Origin of the sequence: Pantoea sp. DY-17 (assembly GCF_019795975.1) — a bacterium.
Classification (GTDB): domain Bacteria; phylum Pseudomonadota; class Gammaproteobacteria; order Enterobacterales; family Enterobacteriaceae; genus Pantoea; species Pantoea leporis.
In genome coordinates this window covers 523235-546874 of record NZ_JAIMIG010000004.1, presented here as the reverse complement: position 1 = coordinate 546874, position 23640 = coordinate 523235, and the positions used below count along the sequence as shown (strand labels likewise).

Here is a 23640-nt window from a genome sequence, read left to right as displayed (position 1 = left end):
TCTAAATCCAACCTTGAGCAAAGTAATGAGTGAAATAATTTTTGGTATTCATAGCGTGCAGGCGCTACTGGAACGTGATCCTCAGCGTTTTCAGGAAGTCTTTATCCTTAAAGGCCGCGACGATCGTCGCCTGCAGCCGCTGATCCTCGCACTGGAAGCTCAGGGAATCCCGGTGCAGGTGGCGAACCGTCAATGGCTAGATAGCCAGGTTGAAGGCGGCGTGCATCAGGGCATCGTGGCGCGCGTGAAGCCGGGCAAGCAGTATCAGGAGGGTGATTTACCGGATCTGCTGCAGAGCCTTGAGAAACCGTTCCTGCTGGTGCTGGATGGCGTTACCGATCCGCACAACCTCGGTGCTTGCCTGCGCAGCGCGGATGCCGCGGGCGTGCATGCGGTCATCGTGCCAAAAGACCGCGCAGCACCGTTGAATGCCACCGCGAAGAAAGTGGCCAGCGGCGCAGCGGAAAACGTGCCGTTGATTCGCGTCACCAACCTGGCGCGCACCTTGCGCTTGCTGCAGGAATACCACGTCTGGGTGGTTGGCACCGCAGGCGAAGCCGATCACACCGTTTACCAAAGCAAAATGACCGGCCCAATGGCGCTGGTGATGGGCGCGGAAGGTGAAGGTATGCGTCGTTTAACGCGTGAACATTGCGATGAGCTGATCAGCATCCCAATGGCAGGCAGCGTCTCGTCACTCAACGTGTCAGTTGCCACCGGCGTGTGCTTGTTTGAAGCCGTACGTCAGCGTCAGGCGTGATCCCCACCGCAAAAAATTTTCCAGGCCAGGCATAACTGCACATCCTCTTCATACTTGAAAAATGAGTATGAGGAGGACGTTGTATGAACTGGCAAACCCACACCGTATTCAACCAGCCCGATCCGCTCAGTAACAGCAACCTGTTCACGCGCGATATCGCCCTGTGCGAGGCCGTTGCACGCGAAGGTGCCAGCTGGGATCGCGAATGGCTGGCTTCCGTCGGCTTGCAACTTGGCAGCGCCGAATCCCTTGAACTAGGCCGCTTGGCGAACGTCGAAGCGCCTGAACTGCTGCGCTACAACGCGCGCGGTGAACGCCTCGACGAAGTGCGTTTTCATCCCGCCTGGCATCTGCTGATGCAGGGATTGTGCGCCAGTCGGCTTCACAATCTCAGCTGGCAGCCCGACGTTCAGCCACAGGCGATGGTGGCGCGTGCCGCACGATTCATCCTGCATGCCCAAGTGGAAGCCGGCTCGCTCTGTCCGGTGACGATGACGCACGCCGCCATTCCGCTGCTGCAGAATCATCTGCCTGAACCCTACGCTGACTGGCGCGAAGCGCTGCTCAGCGATCGTTACGATGCGCATCATCTGCCTGGCAACAAGAAACGCGGTCTGTTGATTGGCATGGGCATGACGGAAAAACAGGGCGGCACCGATGTGTTGAGCAACACCACACGCGCCGAACCGCTCGGCGTGCGCGGGCCGGGCGAAGCGTATCGCATCACCGGCCATAAATGGTTTTTCTCGGTCCCGCAAAGCGATGCGCATCTGATTCTGGCGCAAACGTCACAGGGATTGAGTTGCTTCTTCCTGCCACGCTTGCTGCCGGACGGCACGCGCAACGCTATTCGCATCGAACGCCTTAAAGACAAGCTCGGCAATCGCTCCAACGCCAGCGCTGAAGTGGAATTTCAGGATGCTATCGGCTGGCTGATGGGCGAAGAGGGCGAAGGGGTGCGGCTGATCCTCAAGATGGGCGGTATGACGCGCTTCGACTGCGCGCTGGGCAGTCACGGACAGATGCGCCGTGCGCTGTCGATTGCCGTGCATCATGCGCAGCAGCGTCAGGTGATGGGCAAGAACCTTATCGATCAACCGTTGATGCGCGCGGTGCTGGCGCAACAGGCGCTGCAGCTGGAAGGACAAACCGCACTGCTGCTGCGGCTGGCGCGTGCCTGGTCAACACCGGCCAGCGAACATGAGCGCTTATACGCACGCCTGTTCACACCTGCCGCCAAATATGTGATCTGCCAGGCGGGCATGCCTTTTGTGGCAGAAGCGATGGAAGTGTTGGGCGGCATTGGCTATTGCGAAGAGAGCGAGCTGCCGCGTCTTTATCGTGAGATGCCAGTGAATAGCATCTGGGAAGGCGCCGGCAATGTGATGTGCCTGGATGTCCTGCGGGTGCTCGGACGTCACGCCGAGGTGATGACCATGCTGCATGATGAGTTTGATGCGGTGAAGGGCAGCAATCGTCACTTTGATCGCCGCTGGCGGCAATTACGCTTGCAGCTCGCCAACCCGCGTGAAGGGCAGGCGCGAGAAATCACGCGCGAGTTACTGCAGCTGGCAAGTGCCGCGATTCTGCTGAAAGTGGCAGAGCCGCCGCTGGCCGATGGCTGGTGTCAGCAGCAGCTTGATCTGCGCGGCACACGGGCATTAAGCGACGATCTCTGCGCGCGCTTACTGTTGCGCTGCAGCGCCGGTTGACGGCGCACCATACAGAATGGCAGTGGCGTACCAGAAGCTGGGAAGGGTGGTTTCATCCAGCATCAGAATTTGATAGTAAACCGCACCCGTCTGGTTGGCTTTCGCGGCAATAGCGCGCTGTGCATCATCCGGCGAGCCGCGTGTGGTGGTGGTGATAGTGCCGAGCTTCGGCAGGCCAATACTCTGCGCGCGTGAAATTTCCTGCGCGTGCTGCATGGGCGGCGGCGGAGCTTGTGGCGTGGTGGTGAAAGCGGCGCAGCCGCTGAGCAGCAGCGTTAAGGCCAAATAGAGAGTACGCATAGCAACTCCTGAAGCAGGAAGATGGCTCAAGTGTAAGCCATCTTCCTGTGGCTTTTAGTCCTTCAGATGAAAAATGCTCACCAGCTGCGTCAGATGATGCCCTTTCTTACTCAGATGATTGGCGGTGGTTTCTGACTGGTTAATCATATCGCTGCTTTGATGCGTGGCCTGGCTGATGTGATTCATAGCCAGATTCACCTGACCAATGCCCGCCGCCTGTTCCTGCGCGGCAATATTGATTTCACCCATCAGCGTTTTAACCTGCTCGATGTGATTGACGATATGGCTCATCGCATCGCGCGTCTGCTCAGATAACGTATGGCCGGCCGCCACTTTATCGATGGAGCTGGCAATCAATCCATCAATCTCTTTGGCTGCCGTAGCACTGCGCTGTGCCAGCGCGCGCACTTCCGCCGCGACCACCGCAAAGCCTTTACCGTGTTCACCGGCGCGAGCGGCTTCAACCGCGGCATTGAGCGCCAGAATGTTGGTCTGGAAGGCGATCGACTCAATCACATGGGTGATATCGGCGATGCTCTGCGACGCCACGCGAATCTCCGACATGGTTTCCACCGAACGTGCCACGGTGCTGCCGCCGTGATTCACGGTATTAGCCGCTTCACCGACCAGCGCCATCGCCTGCCGCACGTTGGCAGCGGTTTGTGCCACGGTGGCGCCAAACTGCTCCATGCTGGCCGAGGTTTCTTCCACGCTGCTGGCCTGACGGCCAATCTGCTCGCTGATGCTGGAGCTGCTGGCAGCGATGGTATCGGTGCCGCTGCTGATTTCCCGCGCCGCCGAACGTACCTGACTGACGACTTTCTCCAGTCCATCGCCAATGCCGTTGATCGCGCTGACCAACTGACCAATCTCATCACGACGTGAAGAGTCGAGATGTGCCTGCAGATTACCAGCGGCGTACTGTTCTGCCAGATGGATCACCTGCTGCAGCGGACGCGTGATGGCGCGGCGGCTGTACCACATAAAGCCAATGGCAAACGCGATCACCAGCGCCAGGCCAATCGCCATAAACAGGTTACGGCTGTGCGTGATTGGCGCCAGCAGGCTGGCACGGCTCACTTCACCGGCGATGATCCAGTTCCAGCCCGGCAGCTGCTGCCACGCCAGCAGTTTGGTTTCGCCATCCAGTTCAATCGCCACTAATCCCTTCGGCTGGCTAAGCAATTGCTGCTGCGTGGCGTTATCCCAGCGCGGCAGTTTGCCTTCAGCGTGACGATCAAACAGATATTGGCCCTGGCTGCTGCCCGGCGTCCCATTCAACACCGAGAAGGTGCCGCTGTCACCAAGATGGCGCGCCAGCACTTTGTCACGCATCAGCACGTACTGCGCGTCGATCTGTACCCCGACGAACAGGATGGCGATCACTGCGCCGCTGCTATCCTGCACCGGCTGATACTGCGTGATGTAACGATGGCCAAACAGCGTCGCCAGGCCGCGATAGACCGTGCCCTGATTGACGCTGCGCCAGGCGGCGCTGCTGCGATCTAGTTTGGTGCCCACCGCGCGGCTGCCATCCTCTTTTTTCAGCGAGGTGGCGATGCGGATGTAGTCTTCGCCGTCACGCACGAAGATGGTGGATACCGCACCGGTACGATCGAGAAAATCATCTACCGCGATCTGATCAAGGTTGAGGGTTTTCAATCCCGCTCGCAGCGTTGGCGTGCTGAATTCACCTACCTGCACACGTTCGCTGTCGTCACGACTAAAACGTTTTGGCAGGAAGCTTTGGAACAGTTTGGTGTAATTTGCCACCTCTTCCGACAGCGTGGCGTTGAACATGGTGGCCATTTCATTAATGCCTTGCACCTGATTCTGCATATCATCGGTTGCCAGCTGCTCCAGCTGACGTGCCGCGTTATGGCTCAGGGTCAAGGTCAGCGTAAATAGCACAATTGCCACGCTCAAAGACGTCAATACAGACAGCTTGATTCCGAGACCCATGGCGCTGAGAGAAAGACGCTTCATAAAGTACCTTTTGAGATTATTGAAGGGGTACAAGATCAACGGCAAAGTGGGCTAAATGTTTAGGGCAGAAATTATTCAAACTTAATGTGAAGTGGCTCGCATTTTATCAGGCAGCGCTTACACTGAGTCCAGTGATAATCATTCTCAATGGAGGCGGTATGATTGAGTTGGCAACGGAGAATCTGGCAGGCATTGAATGTATCCACGCATCACCGGCCGGGCAGCGCCAGGCGCGCTTGCCGACGGTGTTGTTCTATCACGGTTTTACCTCATCGAAAGAGGTTTACAGCTACTTTGCCGTGGCGCTGGCGCAGGCTGGTTTCCGCGTGATCATGCCCGATGCGGACATGCACGGCGCACGTTACAACGGCGATACCGACGCGCGGATGACCCACTTCTGGGAGATCCTTAAACAGAACATCGATGAAGTGCCGTTGCTGGAAAAGGCGCTGCGCGATAACGACTGGATTGCGGATGAGCGTTTTGCCGTGGCGGGCGCCTCGATGGGCGGCATGACCGCGCTGGGCGCGATGGCACGCTATCCGCAGATTCACAGCGTGGCGTGTTTGATGGGTTCCGGCTATTTCATGCAGCTGAGTCATACGCTGTTTCCGCCGCTGGTGGCGCGCACGCCAGAGCAGAAAGCGGCTTTTGCCGCGCGTTTCGCACCGCTGGCGCCGTATGATCCCAGCGAACAGCTGGAGAAACTGGCGAATCGACCTTTACTGTTGTGGCACGGCGAAGCGGATGAAGTGGTGCCCTTTGCTGAAACGGCGCGTTTGCAGAAAGCCTTAGGCGAGGCAGAACTCGATCACCATGTGACCACGCTATCTGAAAAAAACATCGGCCATAAAATCACGCCTGCGGCCCTGACGGCGCTGGTCAGTTTCTTTAAACATCATTTATAAAAATGCGGGTTGGCGTGATAGGCGCCAGCCCGTTTAGGTTGCCGAATCAGAGTTGTGATGACAACCGTTCGGCGGCGCTGGTATTGGCACTGACTGGGTTACTGCTTGCAGGCGCATCCAGCCGATTGACGTAGACATAGCCTGATGCCGCGTTGCTGCTGTGACTTCTCATCTGCTGCACGAAGTCAGCGGAGCTGGCAAGAGCGGGTGTAGACAGGAAGAGACCCAGTAAAGTGGCGAAAATGATCGTTTTCATTATCGACTCCTCACTCCAGGGATTGCACTCTCAGACGAGGCGAAAAGCGGAATTCGTTGCGCCTGTAAACAGTGTAGTTCTTAACCAATTTGCCGCCAGATCGTCCCTTTGAACGCCTTCTTCAGAGAATTTGATAAAACGCTCTCTAACTCACTGATGCATCTCACTTAGCACAATAAGCCGCATCAGCTGGCACGCTAGCCGCCATTTGATGAATTGTGCGCTTGAGTTTCCGCGAGGACGCCAGTATGATTACGCGTCAATTTTTCAGCTGCATTCAGAGGTGTGTTTCATTTTTTAAATGATTCGCAACCTATAACGTTCCTTGCTTCCGTGGGCCGCAGCTGACCCTGACAGGAGGCTGAATAATCCGTAAGGAGCTATCGATGCGTCATTACGAAATCGTATTTATGGTCCACCCTGACCAGAGCGAACAGGTTCCAGGTATGATCGAGCGTTACACTGGTGCTATCACCGGTGCACAGGGCACGATTCACCGTCTGGAAGACTGGGGCCGCCGTCAGCTGGCTTACCCAATCAACAAACTGCACAAAGCTCACTATGTTCTGATGAACGTAGAAGCGCCGCAGGAAGTGATTGACGAGCTGGAAACTAACTTCCGCTTCAACGACGCCGTTATCCGCAGCATGGTTATGCGCGTTAAGCACGCGGTAACTGAAGCATCTCCGATGGTTAAAGCTAAAGACGAGCGTCGTGATCGCCGCGAAGACTTTGCTAACGAATCGGCTGATGACTCAGATGCTGGGGATTCTGAAGAGTAATCCGACATGACGGCAAATCGGCTGCGCCTGTCTGGCACTGTGTGCAAGACGCCGGTTCGAAAAGTCAGTCCGTCAGGGATTCCTCATTGCCAGTTCGTGCTTGAGCATCGTTCTGTGCAAGAGGAAGCCGGTTTCCACCGGCAAGCCTGGTGTCAAATGCCGGTGATTATCAGCGGCAGCACCCATCAGGTGATTACTCAACATATAACGGTCGGCACGCAACTCACTCTCGAAGGCTTTATTAGCTGCCATCAGGCACGCAATGGTCAGAGCAGAATGGTGTTACATGCCGAGCAGATTGATTTGATAGATTCTGGAGACTAGCCAAATGGCACGTTATTTCCGTCGTCGCAAGTTCTGCCGTTTCACCGCGGAAGGCGTTGTAGAGATTGATTACAAAGATATCGCTACACTGAAAAACTACATTACCGAAAGCGGTAAAATTGTCCCGAGCCGTATTACCGGTACTCGTGCAAAATACCAGCGCCAGCTCGCTCGTTGCATCAAGCGCGCTCGCTACCTGTCCCTGCTTCCGTACACTGATCGTCATCAGTAATCGGTAGTTGTCCATTAACGACTTTAAGAGGATAAGGTAATGCAAGTTATTCTGCTTGATAAAGTAGCAAACCTGGGCAGCCTGGGTGATCAGGTTAACGTTAAAGCGGGCTACGCTCGTAACTTCCTGGTTCCACAGGGTAAAGCTGTTCCTGCTACCAAGAAGAACGTTGAGTTCTTCGAAACACGTCGCGCTGAACTGGAAGCCAAACTGGCTGACGTTCTGGCTGCTGCTAACGCACGTGCAGAGAAAATCAACGCACTGGGCAACGTAACCATCGCGTCTAAATCAGGCGACGCTGGTAAGCTGTTCGGTTCCATCGGTACCCGTGACATCGCTGATGCAGTAACTGCAGCTGGCGTTGAAGTGGCTAAAAGCGAAGTTCGTCTTCCAGAAGGCGTACTGCGCACCACCGGTGAGCACGAAGTTGACTTCCAGATCCATAGCGAAGTCTTCGCTAAACTGGTTGTGAATGTAGTTGCTGAGTAATTGTTACTCTAAATAATTCAAGGTGCAGGAAGGCGGCAAGGGAATGAATCCCCTGAGCTTACTTCGGTAAGTGACAGGGGTGAATGAGCGTAGCCAACGCATCTGTAACTTGGATTATGACGAGTATACTCGGTAATGCGAAAACGCCGGCCATGTGCCGGCGTTTTTGTTTCTGCGTTTTACTGAGCGCGGATAAAGCTGCCATCCGGCTGACGCGTAAACAGCACCGGACCGTTGCTGCCATCCACCGTTAAACCGGTCACCACGCCTTGCGCGTTCTGACGAATTTTCACCTGCTGACCATTCTGTAACGCACTCAGCGGCTGCCCATCACCTTCGACTCGCGCCATGGCAAACACATCATTCACCGGTAAATTATTGTCGCGGAACAGCTGTGCCAGCGTCTGGCCTGATGCCACATTATAGGTGCGCCACTCGCCCTGCGAATCGGTTTTCGCCGGCGTGTTATGCTGTTGATTATTATCGTAAATCTCCGCCTGCATCGGCACTTCTTTAGCGCCAGTGTCCGCCGGACGCTCAACCGGATATTGCGGCGTGCTGCTCGGCCAGAGAAACGCCACCAGCAGCACCAGCAGGGCAATGACGATGCCGCGACGATGCAAAGCGGGTAGCGGATCCATCCAGCGCACATCATCCAGCAAATGCCAGACGCGCTGAAGTGCGGCGGGAACGCGGGAAGGGTGATCGGAAGCCATTCGTGAATCCTCCTCGCTGGCGGCCTGGCGCGGAATGCGCGGCAGCCAACGTTGCAACCAAGGTAATAAAGTACGCGGTGCGCGCGTCCTGCGACGTCGTGGGGCGATCTGGCCCATGTATTCTCTCTTGTTCCGACGGTGGCGGGTGAAAACCTCGCCACAGCTATAGTATGAGCAATGCTGACAGGAAGTGCCTGGCAGCATTGAAAAATTTGACCGCTGTATTGTTTCCGTTTCGCCGGGAAATGTCATCTGCGGCGCGTGAGATTTTACGCCAGCCGCCCGCGCTGGTATGCTGCCGGTTCTATTTTTCTCCGGGATTAAGGAATCAAGATGACGACCCCTTCATTCGACAGCGTCGAATCACAAGCAAGTTACGGTATCGGTTTACAGGTAGGCCAGCAGCTGCAAGAGTCTGGACTGCAGGGTCTGCAGCCAGAAGCACTGCTCGCCGGCCTGCGCGACGCGCTGGAAGGGAACTCACCGGCCGTCCCGGTTGACGTGGTACATCGCGCACTGCGTGAAGTGCACGAGCGCGCTGAAGGCGTGCGTCGTGAGCGTGTAGAAGCGATGGCGGCAGAAGGTCAGACTTTCCTTGAGCAGAACGCACAACGCGAAGGCGTAAGCAGCACCGAAACCGGTCTGCAGTTCAGCGTCATCACGCAGGGCGAAGGTCCAATTCCTTCACGTCAGGATCGTGTGCGCGTGCATTACACCGGCAAACTGATCGATGGCACGGTATTCGACAGCTCAGTCGCGCGTGGCGAACCCGCAGAATTCCCGGTTAGCGGCGTAATCGCCGGTTGGATCGAAGCGCTGACGCTGATGCCGGTCGGTTCGAAGTGGGAACTGGCGATTCCACACAACCTCGCTTACGGCGAGCGCGGTGCTGGCGCCTCCATCCCGCCATTCAGCACCCTGATCTTCGAAGTTGAACTGCTGGAAATTCTGTAAGTCGCCAAGTTGATTCTCAAAACCGGCACACGATCGTGCCGGTTTTTTTATATCTGTAGAACAAGCTGGTTTTAAATTAATCAGCGTATATAATGTGCGAATCGAACGATTCACACGAAAGGTGCGGTATGCATTCACTTTCCGCCAACGAAGCCAAAACCCAATTTGGCGATATGCTGCTGAAAGCGCAGCGTGAGCCGGTCCAGATTAGCCGTAATGGAAAGCCGGTAGCAGTGGTCATCTCCGCTGAGGAGTATCAGGCGATAGAGGCCATGAAGCAGCAATTTTTGCAGGAAAAAATTGCCCGAGCCAGAAATGATATTGCCAACGGACAACTGACCGATGGTGAAACCTTTTTCGACCAACTGCTGGATTAAATGGCTAATTATCAGCTTACGGATGAAGCGCGACAGGATCTTGTCGATATTCGCCGGTTCACTATGCAGAACTGGGGTGATGCGCAATCAAAAATCTATTTAAGGCGTTTGCAGGAGACGTTACGCACGCTGGCAGAAATGCCGGCATTGGGAAAAAGCAGAGCGCTGGATGTTGCAGAAGGTGTGCTCAGCTTTCCCTATGTTAGCCACATGGTTTATTACCAGCCAGGCCAGAAAGGCATTATTATTTTGGCGGTATTACATCAGAGCAGGGTGCCAGCTACGCATCTGGCAACCCGCTTATAACAACTATTTCTTCTGCAAATCCACCTGCCACAACGCAAAACCTATCTCATCGCTGCCCACCGCTTTCATCGGGTAATCGGCGTGCTGCTCGATAAACTTCGTTGCTTTCGCGCCAGGCGCGGTCTCAAAACGGATATCCAGCGGCGTGCTGCTGTTAATCGGCGCTAAACGCCAGTTGTGATCGGCCTGCGGTTTTACTTCGCCATGCGCTTTGGTTTCGCTGCTGATATAAACGGCAACCACCGACCGGTTCTCATCCGGCGACGCGAAGGCGACATACTTATCGCCGGTGCCGGCAAACTTGCCGCCATAAGCGCGATAGTTATTGGTGGCGACCAGGAAACTGGCCTGAGGATCAATAGGTTTGCCTTGCCAGCTAAGATCCTTAATGCGCGAAGCCCCCTTGTTGATCAGCGAGCACTCTGCGTCATAGCGCGCCGGCTGCGTAACATCGATTTGATACTGCACGCCATCGATCACATCAAAATTATAGGTACGGAAATCCCAGTTAATCAGCGCTTGCGGTTTGCTGCTGTGCGGATCGATTTGGTTAAACTGCGCGGCTGAACACTCCAGCCACTCTTTCACCTGTGCACCGCTGACTTTCATCACCACCAGCGTATTGGGATAGAGATAGAGATCGGCGGCGTTACGGAAAGTGAGGTTACCTTTCTCCACTTCGACATAGCTGGCGGGATCGTTTTTGCGGCCGCCAGCTTTAAACGGCGCGGCGGCGGAGAGCACCGGCAAGCGGCCAAGATCAGGATCGCCCTGAATAAAGTGCTCGACGTAAGCGCGCTGCGCGTTGTTAACGATCTGCACCGTGGGATCGTCCTGCACCAGCGACAAGTAGCTGTACATCACGTCGGCGGATTTACCGATCGGTTTGGCAACAAAATCGCGCGTGGCGCGGTGATCTTGCTCCAGCACTTTCACCAGATCGGCATCTTCGGCAGCCAGCGATTTTTTCGCCGCGCTGTCATAAATTGGACGTGCCTCGGCTTTGCCCTGCGCAACCTGCCATTTGCCGCCCTCGTTATTCAGCACCAGATCGACCACACCCAGATGATCGCCCCACATACCGGGCATCACCGCCGGAATACCGTTAAGTGTGCCTTGAGCGATATCAGCGCCTTTAATTGCCGCAAACTCTTTGCTCGGGAAGACCGCGTGAGCGTGACCGAACATGATGGCGTTGATGCCAGCAACCTGGCTGAGGTAATAGACCGAATTTTCGGCCATGGCATGATAGGGTTCACTGCTCAAACCGGAGTGCGGAATAGCGATGATTATTTCAGCACCTTTTGCGCGCATTTCCGGCACATAGCGCTTCGCTGTTTCAGTGATGTCATCAACCCGCACTTTTCCCTGCAGATTGTTGCGATCCCAAACCATAATCTGCGGGGGAACGAAGCCGATGTAACCAATTTTCAGCGTATGCGGCTTACCGTCACGGTCTGTAACGGTGGTTTCCTTGATTAAGTAGGGCGTGAACAGCGGTTTTCCGCTCTTTTCATCGATAATGTTGGCGTTGACGTAAGGGAAACGCGCGCCGGCCAGCGCTTTTTGCAGATAAGGTAAACCGTAATTGAACTCATGATTACCGAGGTTTCCGACCGCGTAATCCAGCGTATTCATCGCTTTATATACCGGATGAACTTCGCCCGGTTTTAGCCCTTTCGCCGCCATATAATCGCCCAGCGGACTGCCCTGAATGATATCGCCGTTATCGACCAGCACGCTGTTCTTCGCTTGCGCGCGGGCCTGCTGAATTAAGGTGGCGGTGCGTACCAGGCCAAATTTCTCCGTCGGCGTATCTTTGTAATAATCGAAATCCATCATGTTGCTGTGCAGATCGGTGGTTTCCAGAATGCGCAGATCCACCGTAGCAGCCTGTACCGTGGCGGCAGTTATACAGAGTGCCAATAACGACATGCTCGCTTTGAACATCGCTTGCTCCTTGTTCGGTCCAATGGGCCTCTCAAAATAATGTAAAACCATGACGAATTATCATTTCAATTTGTGATGAAGCTCGGACTTTCATCCAATATCTCCCGCCGGGCCGCGCTAAAAGCGCATTCAGCATCCCGCCATAGCCGCCGATGATGAACTATGGTATTGATATTCAAATAGATTGCCGTAGCAGACAGCACAGTCGCAGGCTGTTGAATGACAACTGCTAAAATAAGGACAGATTGGCAGTTGGTGTCTGACAGGCAGAATCAGCGGAAAAGAGGTAAAGAATGTTAGATAAAATTTGTCAGCTGGCGCGTGATGCGGGCGATGCCATTATGCAGGTATATAACGGCGCAGAGCCGGTTGACGTGACCCGTAAGTCGGATGATTCTCCCGTTACCGCGGCCGATCTCGCGGCGCATCGCGTGATTGTGCAAGGTCTGACGGCGCTTTCGCCGGGGGTGCCGGTGCTATCTGAAGAGGATCCCCCGAGCTGGGACGTGCGTCAGCACTGGCAGAAATACTGGCTGGTCGATCCGCTCGATGGCACCAAAGAGTTCATCAAGCGCAACGGCGAGTTTACGGTCAACATTGCGCTGATCGAAAATGGCAAACCGGTATTGGGCGTGGTGTATGCGCCCGTGCTGGGCGTGATGTACTCGGCGGCTGAGGGTAAAGCCTGGAAAGAAGAGAACGGCCAGCAGACGCAGATTCATGCGCGTGAAGCGCGTCCACCGTTAGTGGTGGTTAGCCGTTCGCATTTTGAGAGCGATACCGAGTTGCAGGAGTATTTGCATCAGCTTGGCGAGCATCAAACCACCGCGATTGGTTCATCGCTGAAGTTCTGTCTGGTAGCCGAAGGCAGCGCGCAACTCTATCCGCGCTTCGGGCCCACTAACATCTGGGATACCGGCGCAGGCCATGCGGTGGCGATTGCGGCTGGTGCGCATGTCCACGATTGGCAGGGCAAAACCCTCGATTACACCCCACGCGAATCGTTCCTCAATCCCGGTTTCCGCGTTTCATTGTTTTAGGCTTTCAGCGGCGCAATTTAATACGTAATAAATTGCGCCGCTAAAGAATGTGCAATGCATGGATGCATCCGTATTGGCCGTCCACGGCAACTTCCGTTCACTTCTGCAACAACTCATGAATTAACTTCATCGCCTGCTGCACTTCGTCCTGCGTCAGCGGACCATCTTTGACGTAGCGCACATGTGCGGTGTTATCCAGCACCACAATCGCGGATCCGCCTTTCTCCAGCTGCCAGGCCTGACGCGCGCTGCCGTTGCTATCGACGATAAACTGCGACCATGGGAACTGCTGCTTATTGCTCTCAAGGCTGCTGCGCACGAACATGCCGGTGCCCGGAATCGCATCGTCGGTATTGACGATAGTGGTGGTTTGATAACGATCGTGCGGCAGATGCGCAGCTTTGATGGCTTCAATTAACGCCGCATTCTGCTCTTTAGCAGAAGAGCGCCCGGCAATATGCAGGATAACGCGAACTTTTCCGCTTAGCTGCGCGCTATTCCAGGATTTGTAGCTAAACTTATCTTCATCTTGTTGATAAACCAGCTCTCCTTTGTCGTTAACGCCAACGGCTGGCACGCGTTCACCCAGTTTGAAGGCATGTGCCGCAGCCAGGCCCGGCAGCAAGAGTGCCAGTGCTATCACAGTGTGTCTCAAACGCATTTATTACTCTCCTTGGTGATCCGACCAGTTGTTCATGTTCCTGCAATATTAGGCGTGGATGATGCGTCTGTCGCAATGAGTTAACAGGTTTGCAACCTATGCCACAATTCCATAATGAGTGAAGGTTTATACTGGGTTTAGTGAGGCTGATAACAGAGTATTCTGTAATGATGTGTCAATTCAGTAAATAATTCACCTTTTCGGAACACGGCTAAGAAAGGATGCTCTATAGTTATGCCTCATTTGCGCTTCACGGGTTCGTACCAAATTTGGTGACGACGGAGCGTATTAAACATTTTAGGAGTTAAACAGCATGAAGATCTTCCAGCGCTATAATCCGCTGCAAATTGCGAAATATGTCAAAACGCTATTTAGAGGAAGGTTGTACATCAAGGACGTGGGCGCGTTCGAGTTTGATAAGGGCAAAGTGATGTTGCCGCGTGTCAAAGATAAACAGCATCTCAGCGTGATGTCAGAAATCAATCGCCAGGTGCTGCGGCTGCAAGCCGAGTACAACTAAGTAAGCATAAGAAAGGGCGCCGATGGCGCCCTCAGTTTTTAGTGCGGTTGTTGGCTTGTCGCCATCAATCGCGATCCTGCGACGACTCAGATTCATCCACCGTATTTTTGTTCACATTCAGCACCGGCGGGCGTTCATCGATACGCGTGACCAGCAGCTGGTCGATACGGTAGCTATCAATATCCACCACTTCAAACTTGTAGCCGGAAAACTTCACAAAGTCGGTACGCTTCGGAATCTTGCGCAGCATATACATCATGAAGCCGCCGATGGTTTCATAATTGCCAGACTGCGGGAAATCATCGATATCCAGCACGCGCATCACGTCATCAATTGGCGTGCCGCCTTCGACCAGCCATGAGTTCTCATCGCGCGCGACAATCTGCTCTTCCTGACCTTGACCCACCAAATCGCCCATCAACGTGGTCATTACATCATTCAACGTAATGATGCCCACCACCAGCGCGTATTCGTTCATGATCACCGCGAAGTCTTCACCAGCGGTTTTGAAGCTTTCCAACGCTTCAGAAAGCGTCAGCGTATCCGGCACAATCAGCGCTGAACGAATCTGTACGCCGCTGTTCAGCGTCAGGCTTTGATTGCCGAGTACACGCAGCAGCAGCTCTTTGGAATCGACATAGCCGACGATGTGGTCGATATCGCCATCGCAGACGATGAATTTCGAATGCGGATGCTGGGCGATTTTGGTTTTCAGCGTGGTTTCATCTTCGTGTAAATCGAACCACACCACGTTCTCGCGCGAGGTCATTGATGACGGCACGGTACGTGATTCCAGCTCAAACACGTTCTCAATCAGCTCATGTTCCTGCTTACGCAGCACACCCGCCAGCGCACCGGCTTCCACCACCGCATAGATATCGTCGGAGGTGATGTCGTCTTTACGCACCATCGGCAGTTTGAACAGACGGAAGAAGACGTTCGCCAGGCCGTTGAACAGCCACACCAGCGGACGCAGCACCACCAGACAGAAGCGCATCGGGTTGATGATGCGCAGCGCTACGGCTTCTGGTGCAATCATGCCGACGCGTTTTGGCGTCAGGTCAGCAAACAGAATGAACAGGCTGGTCACGATGGTGAAGGAGCAGATAAAACTGAGCTGTTCAGCCAATTCGGGTGCCATGATGCGGCTGAATAAGCTATTAAAGGCGGGCGAAAACGCCGCATCGCCGACGATACCGCCGAGGATCGCCACGGCATTCAGGCCAATCTGCACTACGGTGAAGAACATGCCAGGTTGTTCCTGCATCTTCAGCACGCGCTGGGCATTGATATTGCCTTCGTCAGCCAGCAGCTTCAGTTTGATCTTACGGGCGGCGGCCAGCGAGATCTCCGAAAGGGAGAAAAATGAACTGATGACGATCAGTAAAAGAATGACAAGCAAGCTATCGAGCATAAAAGGTCCGTTGGGTTAATCACTTGTCATTTTTGGCCTGGGCAGCGCGGGAATGGGCGTACGTCCGGTACTTGCCAGTCAAACAGGCTATCCGTGCCAAAAATGTCTGCGCCATTTCGACAAGATAAGGTTAACGTCGGGGCAGAAAGGGTGCAGGCGAGGCCTGCTGGTCGCTGATTATAGCAGCAGCGCTTATCATGCCGCTATAGGCGCGCATCAGGGGGTCGGATTAATCTGAGTGAACGTCATTCGCGAGCTTAAGAATCGCCTTGGTTGTTGTATCGTTTAGCACATTTACCCACAATAGGTCACAATTTGGCTTAGTCGCTGAATTTGCGCCAGTGGGGGGAAAAGAGCGGCTATGCTGATGGGTAAACGCGCGCTGGTGATACCCTTCCAGAGAATAAACGCCCCTGCGGAATAGGGGCCGGCATTATTAACAGGAGTACGTGTGCCACGATTTCATATTTATTGTTTGGCCAGCCTGTTGCTTGCTGCACCTGCCGTTGAGGCAGCCAAAGTGCGCTTGCAGCTGGACGGTCTTAGCGGGGATTTGCAAAAGAACGTCAGGGCACGCTTGTCCACCATCGGCAGTGACGAGGTGTCGAACGACGGCCGTTTCCGCGCGCGCGTTGCGGAAGCGATCAAAGAAGGCCTGCGGGCGCTGGGTTATTACGAACCGGAGATCGATTTTGAATCGCGCCCGGCACCGCCGCAAGGTGGTCGTCCGGTATTGATCGCACACGTTAAGCCCGGCGAACCGGTCAAGATCGGCGGCAGCACCATTGTGATCGAAGGTGAAGCCCGCACCGACAAGGATTACCAAGCCTGGGTCAAACAGGGCACGCCGAAAGTCGGTACACAGCTGAATCACGGCGCCTATGACAAATTTAAAAACGGCTTCTCCAGCCTGGCATTGCGTAATGGTTACTTCGACGGTGACTTTAAGCAAAGCCAGCTTGGCGTTTCGGTTGAACGGCGCGAAGCCTTCTGGGACATCAATTACGACAGCGGCCCGCGCTACCGTTTCGGTGATGTCGGTTTCCAGGGCTCGCAAATCGACGAAGCCTATCTGCAAAATCTGGTGCCGTTCAAAAAGGGCGATTACTACAGCTCGCGCGATCTGGCCGAACTTAACCGCCGCTTGTCGGCGACCGGCTGGTTCAACTCGGTGGTGGTCGCGCCTGAGTTTGATAAAGGCCGTCAAAGCAAAGTGCTGCCGCTGAATGCGGTGGTATCGCCACGCGTGGAAAACACTATTGAAACCGGCGTCGGTTACTCCACCGATGTCGGGCCGCGCATTAAAGGCACGTGGAAAAAACCGTGGATTAACAGCAGCGGCCACAGCCTGGCCGCCAGCGCCTACGTTTCTGCGCCGGAGCAGCAGCTCGATCTCAGCTACAAAGTCCCGCTGCTGAAAAGTCCGCTGGAGCAGTATTACACCTTCTCCGGCGGCGTGAAGCGTACCGATCTCAACGACACCAAAGCCGATACCACCACGCTGGCGATGTCGCGAAACTGGGACAGCAGCAGCGGCTGGCAGAAGGCAATCAACCTGCGCTGGAGCCTCGATCACTTTACCCAGGCCAGCGTGACCAACACCACTATGCTGCTCTATCCGGGCGTTAGCCTGAACCGCACCCGTTCGCGCGGCGGTCTGATGCCGACATGGGGTGATTCGCAGCGCTACTCGGTGGACGTGTCGGATACCACATGGGGTTCGGACGTTGATTTCGTCATCATGCAGGCGCAAAACGTCTGGATTCGCACGCTCGCCGATAAGCATCGCTTTGTGGCGCGCGGCAATGTGGGCTGGATCGAAACCAACGACTTCGACAAAGTGCCGCCGGATCTGCGCTTCTTCGCCGGTGGCGATCGCAGTATTCGTGGTTACAAATACAAAGACGTATCGCCACGTGATGATAACGGCAAGCTGACCGGCGCCTCGAAAATGGCCACCGGCTCGCTTGAATATCAATACAACGTGACCGGCAAATGGTGGGGCGCGGTGTTCGTCGATTCCGGCGAAGCGGTCAACGACATCAAACAGAGCAACCTGAAAACCGGCGCCGGCTTCGGCGTGCGCTGGTCTTCTCCGGTCGGGCCGATCAAGTTTGATATCGCGCGGCCGATTGGCGACGACAAGGAGCATGGATTGCAATTTTATGTAGGATTGGGGCCTGAACTATGAAGCTGTGGAAAAAGGTCCTGATTGGCATCGGTATTTTTCTGGTGCTGCTGTTGGGCAGCATCGCGTTTCTGGTGGGCACCACGCCGGGTTTGCATCTGCTGCTGAAAGGCGCCGATCGCTGGGTGCCAGGTTTGTCGATCAAACAGGTGGAAGGTGGCTGGCGCGATCTGACGCTAAGCGGCGTGAAGTATGAGATGCCGGGCGTCAGTGTGGATGCCGGACGTTTCCACCTGGCGCTGAATCTCAACTGCCTGCTGCATTCGTCAGTGTGTGTCAATGACATCGCGCTGCAGGATGTCAGCGTGGTGGTCGATAGCAAAAAAATGGCACCGGCCAGCGCACCGCCGCCGGAAGAGGAGAGCGGCAGCACCAATCTCAGCACGCCGTATCCCATCACGCTCAGCAAAGTCGGGCTGCATAACATCAACGTTAAAGTGGATGACACCGCAATTTCCCTGCTCGACTTTACCAGCGGCCTGCAGTGGCAGGATCGCGTACTGACGCTGACGCCAACCCATATCCAAAGCCTGCTGATCGCGCTGCCGAAAGCGGCCAAGGTGGTGGATGAGCAAGTAGTGCAGCCAAAAGTGGAGCAGCCGCAGCCGGATGAACAGCCGCTGGGCGAAACGCTGCAGGCGATGTTCGCTAAGCCGCTATTACCAGATATGCCGGACTTCCAGCTGCCGCTGGATATCACCGTGCAGGAACTGCTGGGTGAGCAGCTGCGCATCACCGGCGATACCGACATCTCAATCACGCGTCTGCTGTTAAAAGCCAAAACCGCCGATCGTCATCTCCAACTGGAAACCTTTGATGTCGATTCGCCGCAAGGGCAGGTGAACGCCAGCGGTGAAGCAACGTTGGCCGATAACTGGCCGGTGAATTTTGCGCTGAACGGCACCCTCAATCTCGACCCAATCAAGGGCGAGAAGATCAAAATGAACCTTGCAGGCGCGATGCGTGACGAGCTGAAGCTCGGGCTGAATCTTTCCGGTCCGGTGCGTGCGCAGCTGGATGCGACTACGCAGCCTGCGGTCGCCGGTTTGCCGCTGGCGCTAAAACTCACCAGCCCGCAGCTGCGCTGGCCGCTCACCGGCGCGGTGCAGTATCAGGCGGATAATCTCGATTATCAGTTCAAAGGCAAAGCCACCGATTACGTGATGTCGCTGCGCACTGCGGTGAAAGGCGAAGGCGTGCCGCCTGCCAGCATTGCGCTGGACGGCAAAGGCAACGAGCAGCAGTTCAATCTTGATAAGCTGCGCGTGGCGGCGCTGCAGGGCAATATCGATCTGACGGCGCTGGTGGACTGGAGCAAAGCCATCAGCTGGCGCAGCGAATTGACGCTTTCGGGCATCAACACCGCCAAACAGTATCCGGATTGGCCAGCGAAGCTGGAAGGCAAAATTGCCACGCGCGGCAGCTTGTACGGCGGAACCTGGCAGCTCAGCGTGCCGCAGCTCGAGCTGAAAGGAAACGTTAAGCAGAACGCGGTGAGAGCCAAAGGTACGTTGACTGGCAACAGCTACAACCAGTGGAAAGTGCCCGGCCTTAACATTGCGCTGGGTCGCAACCATCTGGACGTGAAGGGCGAGCTGGGCGACACGCTCAATCTCGACGCCAGCATTGATGCGCCAAAGCTGGATAACGCGCTGCCGGGCCTGGGCGGCGTCGCCAAAGGCACCATCAAAGCACGCGGCACCTTACAAGCGCCGCAGCTGCTGGCCGATCTCACGGCTACTGGTTTGCGCTGGCAGCAGCTGCAGATCCGTCGTGTGGCGTTGCAGGGCGATGTGAAATCCAGCGATCAGATCGCCGGTAAGCTGCAACTGCGCGTGGAACAGCTGCAGCAGGACGCGCTGAAAGTGAACCTGTTAACGCTGAACGCCGACGGCAACGAAAAGCAGCATCAGCTTAAGCTCGAGGTACAGGGCGAACCGGTTTCCGGTCAGTTGGCGCTGAACGGCAGCTTTGATCGCAAAACCGAGCGCTGGCAGGGCAATCTCAACAACACGCGTTTCGACACGCCGGTAGGCGAATGGCGACTGACGCGGGCGATGGCGATTGATTACCTCAACAGCAAGCAAACCGCCACCATTGGGCCGCACTGCTGGCAGAACCCGAACGCGCAGCTGTGCGTACCGGAACCGATTGAAGCCGGTGCCAGCGGACATGCGCATGTGGTGCTCAATCGCTTCGATTTGGCGATGATCAAACCGTTCCTCACCGATGCCACCAAACTGAACGGTGTGTTCAGTGGTGATGCGCGCGTTAACTGGACCGCCGACGGCGCGCTGCCAACCGGCACCTTAGCGCTGAAAGGCAGCGGCGTGAAAGTGGAGCAAGACGTGCAGGGCAACAGTTTGCCCATCGCCTTCGACACGCTGAACCTGAATGCGGCGCTGCGTAACGGTCGCGCACAGCTTGATTGGTTGATCCATATCGTCAACAACGGCCAGCTGAGCGGCAATGTGCAGATCGCCGATCCTGAGAATCGGCGTCAGCTGTCGGGCAACATCGGCATCAGCAATATTTCGCTGGCGATGCTGAATCCGGCGCTGATGCAGGGCGAGAAGATTAAAGGCAACCTGAACAGCAACCTGCGCCTTGGCGGCACGCTGCAGCAGCCGCAGGTGTTTGGTCAGTTGGGGCTGAGCGATGTGGATGTCGACGGCAGCTTTATGCCGGTCGATCTCACCGCCGCCAACCTTAACATGGTGTTCAACGGCATGAGCTCAACGCTCAACGGCATGATTCAGACGGCGCAGGGCAATCTTAACCTGAGCGGCAACGCCGACTGGAGCCAGCTGGATAACTGGCGCGCGCGCGTGGCGGCGCAAGGTAGCCGCATCCGCGTTACCGTGCCGCCAATGGTGCGCATGGATGTCTCGCCGGATCTGGTGTTTGAAGCCACGCCGGCCGCGTTCAGCCTTGACGGCAAAGTGGATATTCCGTGGGCGCGCATTACCGTGCAGGAAGTGCCGGAAAGCGCCACCGGCGTCTCCTCTGATGAAGTGATGCTGGATCAAAATCTCAAGCCGATTCAGCCGAAAACGGCGGCGATTCCGATCAACAGCAATCTGGTGATCCACGTCGGTAATGATGTGCGGCTCTCGGCATTTGGCCTAAAAGCCAGGCTGAATGGCGATCTCAAACTGGTGCAGGATAAAAACGGCCTCGGCTTGAATGGCCAGATTAATATCCCATCCGGCCGTTTCCACGCGTATGGTCAGGATCTGCTGGTGCGTAAAGGTGAGCTGCAATTCGCCGGACCGCCGGACCAGCCTTACGTTAATCTCGAGGCGATCCGTAATCCTGAGGCCACAGAAGATGATGTCACCGCCGGATTACGGGTAACCGGGCTGGCGGATGAGCCGAAAGTGGAAGTGTTCTCCGATCCGGCGATGTCACAGCAGGAAGCGCTTTCTTACCTGTTACGTGGTCAGGGACTCAACAGCGATGGCGACAGCAACGCATTAACTTCCGCGCTGGTGGGATTGGGGGTTGCGCAAAGTGGTCAGGTTGTGGGTAAAATCGGCGAGACCTTCGGTGTCAGTAATCTCGCGGTTGATACCGCTGGCGTAGGCGATAGCCAGCAGGTGCAGGTGAGTGGTTACGTGTTGCCGGGTCTACAAGTAAAATACGGTGTTGGCATATTTGATTCACTGGCGACCTTAACCTTGCGTTATCGCCTGATGCCCAAACTCTATTTAGAAGCCGTGTCGGGTCTCGATCAGGCACTGGATCTGCTCTATCAGTTTGAGTTTTAGCAATGCGAATAATTGTCTATGGCAGTTTACGGCGCAAACAGGGAAACAGTCATTGGATGACGAATGCGCAGTGGCTCGGCGACCATCAGATTGTGGGGTTTGATCTCTACAATCTGGGTCACTATCCGGGCGTGGTGGAAGGAGAAGGCAGCGTTTATTGCGAGGTGTATCGCATTGACGCCAGCACGCTCGGCGAACTTGATGCCTTGCGCACCAAAAATGGCGAATACAAACGCCAGCTTATTCAGACGCCTTACGGCAGTGCCTGGCTGTATGTCTATCAGCGTTCAGTTGCGGGTCGCACGCACATCGCGAGCGGTGACTGGTTAAGGCGAGATGGCGAAACAGAGGCATAAATAAAAACACCGTCCATTGGACGGTGTTTTTTTATGCGTGGCAGAAAAGAATCTTATTTCTTCTGCGCGCGCTCGTAAGAGGCGATGATTTCAGCTTTGGCCGCTTCTGCGTTGTCCCAGCCGTCAACCTTCACCCATTTGCCTTTTTCCAGATCTTTGTAGTGCTCGAAGAAGTGGGTGATCTGCGCTTTCAGCAGTTCTGGCAGGTCGTTCACATCTTTGATGTGATCGTACTCTTTGCTCAGCTTGGTGTGCGGCACCGCAACCAGTTTGGCATCTTCGCCAGACTCGTCGGTCATTTTCAGCACGCCAACGGGACGGCAGCGGATCACTGAGCCCGGTACCAGCGGATAAGGGGTTGGCACCAGCACGTCAACCGGGTCACCATCCAGAGACAGGGTGTGGTTGATGTAGCCGTAGTTGCACGGATAGAACATGGCGGTAGACATGAAACGGTCTACAAACAGGGCGCCAGACTCTTTGTCGACTTCATATTTGATCGGATCGGCGTTTGCCGGGATCTCAATGACAACGTAGATATCTTCTGGCAACTCTTTACCTGCAGGCACCTGGTTCAAACTCATCTGGCTTTCCTTCATTAGTCATATGTTGAGTGACGGCTATTATAGCCAACTGACTCTGAAAGTATGCCCCCTTTTTGGCGTTTCGGAATGCTCCAACCCGCTACTTCGCCGTGACAAACAGCGAGACGATCCCCGCCGCAATCAGTGGTCCAACCGGCACACCACGGAAGAAGGCCACGCCAATCACCGTACCAATCAACAGTCCACCAATCACCGACGGCTGCACGCTCATAAAGTTCACGCCGCGTCCGCCCAGCCAGGCGACAAAAATGCCCACCACAATGGCCACAATCGATTGCCAGTTAGCGAACGATTTCAACAGTGAAGAAGCCGGCAGCGTACCGCTTGCCAGCGGCGCCATCACCGCAACGGTGAGGATGATGATACCAATCTGAATGCCCTGTTTTTCCACATAGGGAAAGAATTGCGACAGCGGAGTGAGCTTGATCGCCAGCAGGATCAGAATCGAGATGGTAACGGCGCTGTTATGAACGAAATAGCTGAGGACGGCGAGGCAAACAAGAATGATGGTGGAGGCATAAGCAGCCATGGTTTCTCCCTGCAGATCAATGGGCGCGCTGGCCGATGCCAGCGCTATGCGTATTAAACGCTTACATTAATCAACAATCGTCGGGGTTGGCGCAACTGCCTTTGTTAATTGATTGCAACATCAGCGCCTGATTACGCACCAGACTGACGCCCTGCGCACCAACTGACAGCGCGGCCATCGTGCCCTGGCTGCTAACAAAATAGCTGCGGCTGGCATCCAGCCAACTGTCGCGATAGGTCAGCCACGCGCGCTGGGCGCTGCGCAATTTGTCTTTAGGTGCGCCGGTTAATTTTTTCATTGCTTGGGTGTACTGCGCGTTCATCTCTTTATCCCAGGCTTTATTGGCGGTGCCGTAGCATTGAGACATGCCGGCGGTGCTGGATTCCTTATTCAGACACTGATCGAGCTGCTGATCGATAGGGTTTTGTTGCGCTGCCGCAAAACCACTGACCAACAAACACGCCATCGGGAGCCATTTTTTCATCGTTTCATTCCTTAAATTTTG

25 protein-coding genes are annotated in these 23640 nt (G+C 55.3%); 15 read left to right on the top strand and 10 right to left on the bottom strand.

The window, feature by feature from the left end; all coding sequences use genetic code 11:
• Positions 1 to 25: 25 nt before the first annotated feature.
• Together rlmB and K5Y33_RS19335 are read left to right on the top strand one after the other, a co-directional pair.
• The gene (gene rlmB, locus K5Y33_RS19340) at positions 26 to 760 is read left to right on the top strand and encodes a 23S rRNA (guanosine(2251)-2'-O)-methyltransferase RlmB (RefSeq protein WP_101762868.1); all 735 of its coding nucleotides are present in this window, start codon (positions 26 to 28) and stop codon (positions 758 to 760) included.
• A gap of 83 nt (positions 761 to 843) precedes the next feature.
• A complete protein-coding gene (locus K5Y33_RS19335) occupies positions 844 to 2472 on the top strand; it encodes an isovaleryl-CoA dehydrogenase (RefSeq protein WP_222234927.1) in 1629 nt (542 codons plus the stop codon).
• On the opposite strand, the gene bsmA is transcribed toward K5Y33_RS19335, so the two are convergent.
• Positions 2446 to 2772, bottom strand: coding sequence for a biofilm peroxide resistance protein BsmA (gene bsmA, locus K5Y33_RS19330; RefSeq protein ID WP_222234926.1), 327 nt, complete (start codon positions 2770 to 2772; stop codon positions 2446 to 2448). The two genes, K5Y33_RS19335 and bsmA, sit on opposite strands and share 27 nt — an antisense overlap.
• A gap of 54 nt (positions 2773 to 2826) precedes the next feature.
• Positions 2827 to 4758, bottom strand: coding sequence for a methyl-accepting chemotaxis protein (locus tag K5Y33_RS19325; RefSeq protein WP_222234925.1), 1932 nt, complete (start codon positions 4756 to 4758; stop codon positions 2827 to 2829).
• A gap of 158 nt (positions 4759 to 4916) precedes the next feature.
• On the opposite strand from K5Y33_RS19325, the gene yjfP reads away from it, so the two are divergent.
• Entirely contained in the window at positions 4917 to 5666 is a 750-nt protein-coding gene (yjfP, locus tag K5Y33_RS19320) for an esterase (protein ID WP_222234924.1), read from the top strand.
• 46 nt (positions 5667 to 5712) lie between these two features.
• Here the strand turns inward: yjfP and K5Y33_RS19315 are convergent, their stop codons facing one another.
• A complete protein-coding gene (locus tag K5Y33_RS19315) occupies positions 5713 to 5922 on the bottom strand; it encodes a hypothetical protein (protein WP_222234923.1) in 210 nt (69 codons plus the stop codon).
• A 386-nt stretch (positions 5923 to 6308) separates the two neighbouring features.
• Between K5Y33_RS19315 and rpsF the strand changes: the two genes are divergently transcribed.
• From rpsF to rplI, 4 genes are read left to right on the top strand one after another with little or no spacing between them, the layout of a single operon-like run.
• Positions 6309 to 6704 carry a 30S ribosomal protein S6 gene (rpsF, locus tag K5Y33_RS19310; protein ID WP_101762874.1) on the top strand — a complete coding sequence of 132 codons (396 nt, stop codon included), beginning with the start codon at positions 6309 to 6311 and terminating at the stop codon, positions 6702 to 6704.
• Between the two features lie 6 nt (positions 6705 to 6710).
• The gene (gene priB, locus K5Y33_RS19305; protein ID WP_007892027.1) at positions 6711 to 7028 is read left to right on the top strand and encodes a primosomal replication protein N; all 318 of its coding nucleotides are present in this window, start codon (positions 6711 to 6713) and stop codon (positions 7026 to 7028) included.
• A 4-nt stretch (positions 7029 to 7032) separates the two neighbouring features.
• A complete protein-coding gene (gene rpsR, locus K5Y33_RS19300; RefSeq protein WP_002210155.1) occupies positions 7033 to 7260 on the top strand; it encodes a 30S ribosomal protein S18 in 228 nt (75 codons plus the stop codon).
• A gap of 39 nt (positions 7261 to 7299) precedes the next feature.
• Positions 7300 to 7749: a 50S ribosomal protein L9 gene (gene rplI, locus K5Y33_RS19295; RefSeq protein WP_008103594.1), complete on the top strand. Its 450-nt coding sequence runs from the start codon at positions 7300 to 7302 to the stop codon at positions 7747 to 7749.
• Between the two features lie 179 nt (positions 7750 to 7928).
• Here rplI and K5Y33_RS19290 read toward each other — a convergent pair whose 3' ends face one another.
• Positions 7929 to 8582 carry a LysM-like peptidoglycan-binding domain-containing protein gene (locus tag K5Y33_RS19290; RefSeq protein WP_222234922.1) on the bottom strand — a complete coding sequence of 218 codons (654 nt, stop codon included), beginning with the start codon at positions 8580 to 8582 and terminating at the stop codon, positions 7929 to 7931.
• Positions 8583 to 8798: 216 nt separating this feature from the next.
• Between K5Y33_RS19290 and fklB the strand changes: the two genes are divergently transcribed.
• The 3 genes from fklB (at position 8799) to K5Y33_RS19275 (ending at position 10102) form a co-directional block, all read left to right on the top strand.
• Positions 8799 to 9419, top strand: coding sequence for an FKBP-type peptidyl-prolyl cis-trans isomerase (gene fklB, locus K5Y33_RS19285; protein WP_008103590.1), 621 nt, complete (start codon positions 8799 to 8801; stop codon positions 9417 to 9419).
• Positions 9420 to 9547: 128 nt separating this feature from the next.
• The gene (locus tag K5Y33_RS19280; RefSeq protein ID WP_101762875.1) at positions 9548 to 9796 is read left to right on the top strand and encodes a type II toxin-antitoxin system Phd/YefM family antitoxin; all 249 of its coding nucleotides are present in this window, start codon (positions 9548 to 9550) and stop codon (positions 9794 to 9796) included.
• Positions 9797 to 10102: a type II toxin-antitoxin system RelE/ParE family toxin gene (locus K5Y33_RS19275; protein ID WP_101762876.1), complete on the top strand. Its 306-nt coding sequence runs from the start codon at positions 9797 to 9799 to the stop codon at positions 10100 to 10102.
• A 3-nt stretch (positions 10103 to 10105) separates the two neighbouring features.
• Here K5Y33_RS19275 and K5Y33_RS19270 read toward each other — a convergent pair whose 3' ends face one another.
• On the bottom strand, positions 10106 to 12052 hold the full coding sequence (locus K5Y33_RS19270) for a bifunctional 2',3'-cyclic-nucleotide 2'-phosphodiesterase/3'-nucleotidase (protein WP_222234921.1): 1947 nt from the start codon (positions 12050 to 12052) through the stop codon (positions 10106 to 10108).
• A 293-nt stretch (positions 12053 to 12345) separates the two neighbouring features.
• Between K5Y33_RS19270 and cysQ the strand changes: the two genes are divergently transcribed.
• A complete protein-coding gene (gene cysQ, locus K5Y33_RS19265; RefSeq protein WP_101762878.1) occupies positions 12346 to 13092 on the top strand; it encodes a 3'(2'),5'-bisphosphate nucleotidase CysQ in 747 nt (248 codons plus the stop codon).
• A 97-nt stretch (positions 13093 to 13189) separates the two neighbouring features.
• Here the strand turns inward: cysQ and K5Y33_RS19260 are convergent, their stop codons facing one another.
• A complete protein-coding gene (locus tag K5Y33_RS19260) occupies positions 13190 to 13753 on the bottom strand; it encodes a YtfJ family protein (protein WP_101762879.1) in 564 nt (187 codons plus the stop codon).
• A 313-nt stretch (positions 13754 to 14066) separates the two neighbouring features.
• Between K5Y33_RS19260 and K5Y33_RS19255 the strand changes: the two genes are divergently transcribed.
• Positions 14067 to 14273, top strand: a complete 207-nt coding sequence (locus tag K5Y33_RS19255) for a DUF1107 domain-containing protein (RefSeq protein WP_007892150.1) — start codon at positions 14067 to 14069, stop codon at positions 14271 to 14273.
• A 64-nt stretch (positions 14274 to 14337) separates the two neighbouring features.
• Here the strand turns inward: K5Y33_RS19255 and K5Y33_RS19250 are convergent, their stop codons facing one another.
• Positions 14338 to 15687 carry a hemolysin family protein gene (locus K5Y33_RS19250; RefSeq protein WP_110867426.1) on the bottom strand — a complete coding sequence of 450 codons (1350 nt, stop codon included), beginning with the start codon at positions 15685 to 15687 and terminating at the stop codon, positions 14338 to 14340.
• A 451-nt stretch (positions 15688 to 16138) separates the two neighbouring features.
• Between K5Y33_RS19250 and K5Y33_RS19245 the strand changes: the two genes are divergently transcribed.
• The 3 genes from K5Y33_RS19245 to K5Y33_RS19235 are packed head-to-tail and all read left to right on the top strand — an operon-like array spanning position 16139 to position 22001.
• Positions 16139 to 17878 carry an autotransporter assembly complex family protein gene (locus K5Y33_RS19245; protein WP_192236143.1) on the top strand — a complete coding sequence of 580 codons (1740 nt, stop codon included), beginning with the start codon at positions 16139 to 16141 and terminating at the stop codon, positions 17876 to 17878.
• Positions 17875 to 21645, top strand: coding sequence for a translocation/assembly module TamB domain-containing protein (locus K5Y33_RS19240; RefSeq protein ID WP_222234920.1), 3771 nt, complete (start codon positions 17875 to 17877; stop codon positions 21643 to 21645). Before K5Y33_RS19245 ends, K5Y33_RS19240 begins: the two co-directional genes overlap by 4 nt.
• A gap of 2 nt (positions 21646 to 21647) precedes the next feature.
• Positions 21648 to 22001: a gamma-glutamylcyclotransferase gene (locus tag K5Y33_RS19235; protein ID WP_101762883.1), complete on the top strand. Its 354-nt coding sequence runs from the start codon at positions 21648 to 21650 to the stop codon at positions 21999 to 22001.
• 53 nt (positions 22002 to 22054) lie between these two features.
• On the opposite strand, the gene ppa is transcribed toward K5Y33_RS19235, so the two are convergent.
• The 3 genes from ppa to K5Y33_RS19220 all read right to left on the bottom strand — a co-directional run bounded on the left by ppa (position 22055) and on the right by K5Y33_RS19220 (position 23619).
• Positions 22055 to 22585 carry an inorganic diphosphatase gene (ppa, locus tag K5Y33_RS19230; protein ID WP_007892166.1) on the bottom strand — a complete coding sequence of 177 codons (531 nt, stop codon included), beginning with the start codon at positions 22583 to 22585 and terminating at the stop codon, positions 22055 to 22057.
• A 100-nt stretch (positions 22586 to 22685) separates the two neighbouring features.
• Positions 22686 to 23135: a DUF441 domain-containing protein gene (locus K5Y33_RS19225; RefSeq protein WP_007892168.1), complete on the bottom strand. Its 450-nt coding sequence runs from the start codon at positions 23133 to 23135 to the stop codon at positions 22686 to 22688.
• Positions 23136 to 23205: 70 nt separating this feature from the next.
• Positions 23206 to 23619 carry a lysozyme inhibitor LprI family protein gene (locus K5Y33_RS19220; protein WP_101762885.1) on the bottom strand — a complete coding sequence of 138 codons (414 nt, stop codon included), beginning with the start codon at positions 23617 to 23619 and terminating at the stop codon, positions 23206 to 23208.
• Positions 23620 to 23640 lie beyond the last annotated feature (21 nt).

Coding starts and splice junctions, on each gene's coding strand:
- yjfP (WP_222234924.1), top strand. CDS start 4,917: ATGATTGAGTTGGCAACGGAGAATCTGGCAGGCATTGAATGTATCCAC.
- K5Y33_RS19325 (WP_222234925.1), bottom strand. CDS start 4,758: ATGAAGCGTCTTTCTCTCAGCGCCATGGGTCTCGGAATCAAGCTGTCT.
- K5Y33_RS19255 (WP_007892150.1), top strand. CDS start 14,067: ATGAAGATCTTCCAGCGCTATAATCCGCTGCAAATTGCGAAATATGTC.
- rpsR (WP_002210155.1), top strand. CDS start 7,033: ATGGCACGTTATTTCCGTCGTCGCAAGTTCTGCCGTTTCACCGCGGAA.
- rlmB (WP_101762868.1), top strand. CDS start 26: ATGAGTGAAATAATTTTTGGTATTCATAGCGTGCAGGCGCTACTGGAA.
- K5Y33_RS19275 (WP_101762876.1), top strand. CDS start 9,797: ATGGCTAATTATCAGCTTACGGATGAAGCGCGACAGGATCTTGTCGAT.
- K5Y33_RS19335 (WP_222234927.1), top strand. CDS start 844: ATGAACTGGCAAACCCACACCGTATTCAACCAGCCCGATCCGCTCAGT.
- rplI (WP_008103594.1), top strand. CDS start 7,300: ATGCAAGTTATTCTGCTTGATAAAGTAGCAAACCTGGGCAGCCTGGGT.
- priB (WP_007892027.1), top strand. CDS start 6,711: ATGACGGCAAATCGGCTGCGCCTGTCTGGCACTGTGTGCAAGACGCCG.
- K5Y33_RS19315 (WP_222234923.1), bottom strand. CDS start 5,922: ATGAAAACGATCATTTTCGCCACTTTACTGGGTCTCTTCCTGTCTACA.
- rpsF (WP_101762874.1), top strand. CDS start 6,309: ATGCGTCATTACGAAATCGTATTTATGGTCCACCCTGACCAGAGCGAA.
- K5Y33_RS19225 (WP_007892168.1), bottom strand. CDS start 23,135: ATGGCTGCTTATGCCTCCACCATCATTCTTGTTTGCCTCGCCGTCCTC.
- K5Y33_RS19250 (WP_110867426.1), bottom strand. CDS start 15,687: ATGCTCGATAGCTTGCTTGTCATTCTTTTACTGATCGTCATCAGTTCA.
- K5Y33_RS19260 (WP_101762879.1), bottom strand. CDS start 13,753: ATGCGTTTGAGACACACTGTGATAGCACTGGCACTCTTGCTGCCGGGC.
- K5Y33_RS19220 (WP_101762885.1), bottom strand. CDS start 23,619: ATGAAAAAATGGCTCCCGATGGCGTGTTTGTTGGTCAGTGGTTTTGCG.
- cysQ (WP_101762878.1), top strand. CDS start 12,346: ATGTTAGATAAAATTTGTCAGCTGGCGCGTGATGCGGGCGATGCCATT.
- ppa (WP_007892166.1), bottom strand. CDS start 22,585: ATGAGTTTGAACCAGGTGCCTGCAGGTAAAGAGTTGCCAGAAGATATC.
- K5Y33_RS19290 (WP_222234922.1), bottom strand. CDS start 8,582: ATGGGCCAGATCGCCCCACGACGTCGCAGGACGCGCGCACCGCGTACT.
- K5Y33_RS19270 (WP_222234921.1), bottom strand. CDS start 12,052: ATGTTCAAAGCGAGCATGTCGTTATTGGCACTCTGTATAACTGCCGCC.
- K5Y33_RS19280 (WP_101762875.1), top strand. CDS start 9,548: ATGCATTCACTTTCCGCCAACGAAGCCAAAACCCAATTTGGCGATATG.
- bsmA (WP_222234926.1), bottom strand. CDS start 2,772: ATGCGTACTCTCTATTTGGCCTTAACGCTGCTGCTCAGCGGCTGCGCC.
- K5Y33_RS19240 (WP_222234920.1), top strand. CDS start 17,875: ATGAAGCTGTGGAAAAAGGTCCTGATTGGCATCGGTATTTTTCTGGTG.
- fklB (WP_008103590.1), top strand. CDS start 8,799: ATGACGACCCCTTCATTCGACAGCGTCGAATCACAAGCAAGTTACGGT.
- K5Y33_RS19235 (WP_101762883.1), top strand. CDS start 21,648: ATGCGAATAATTGTCTATGGCAGTTTACGGCGCAAACAGGGAAACAGT.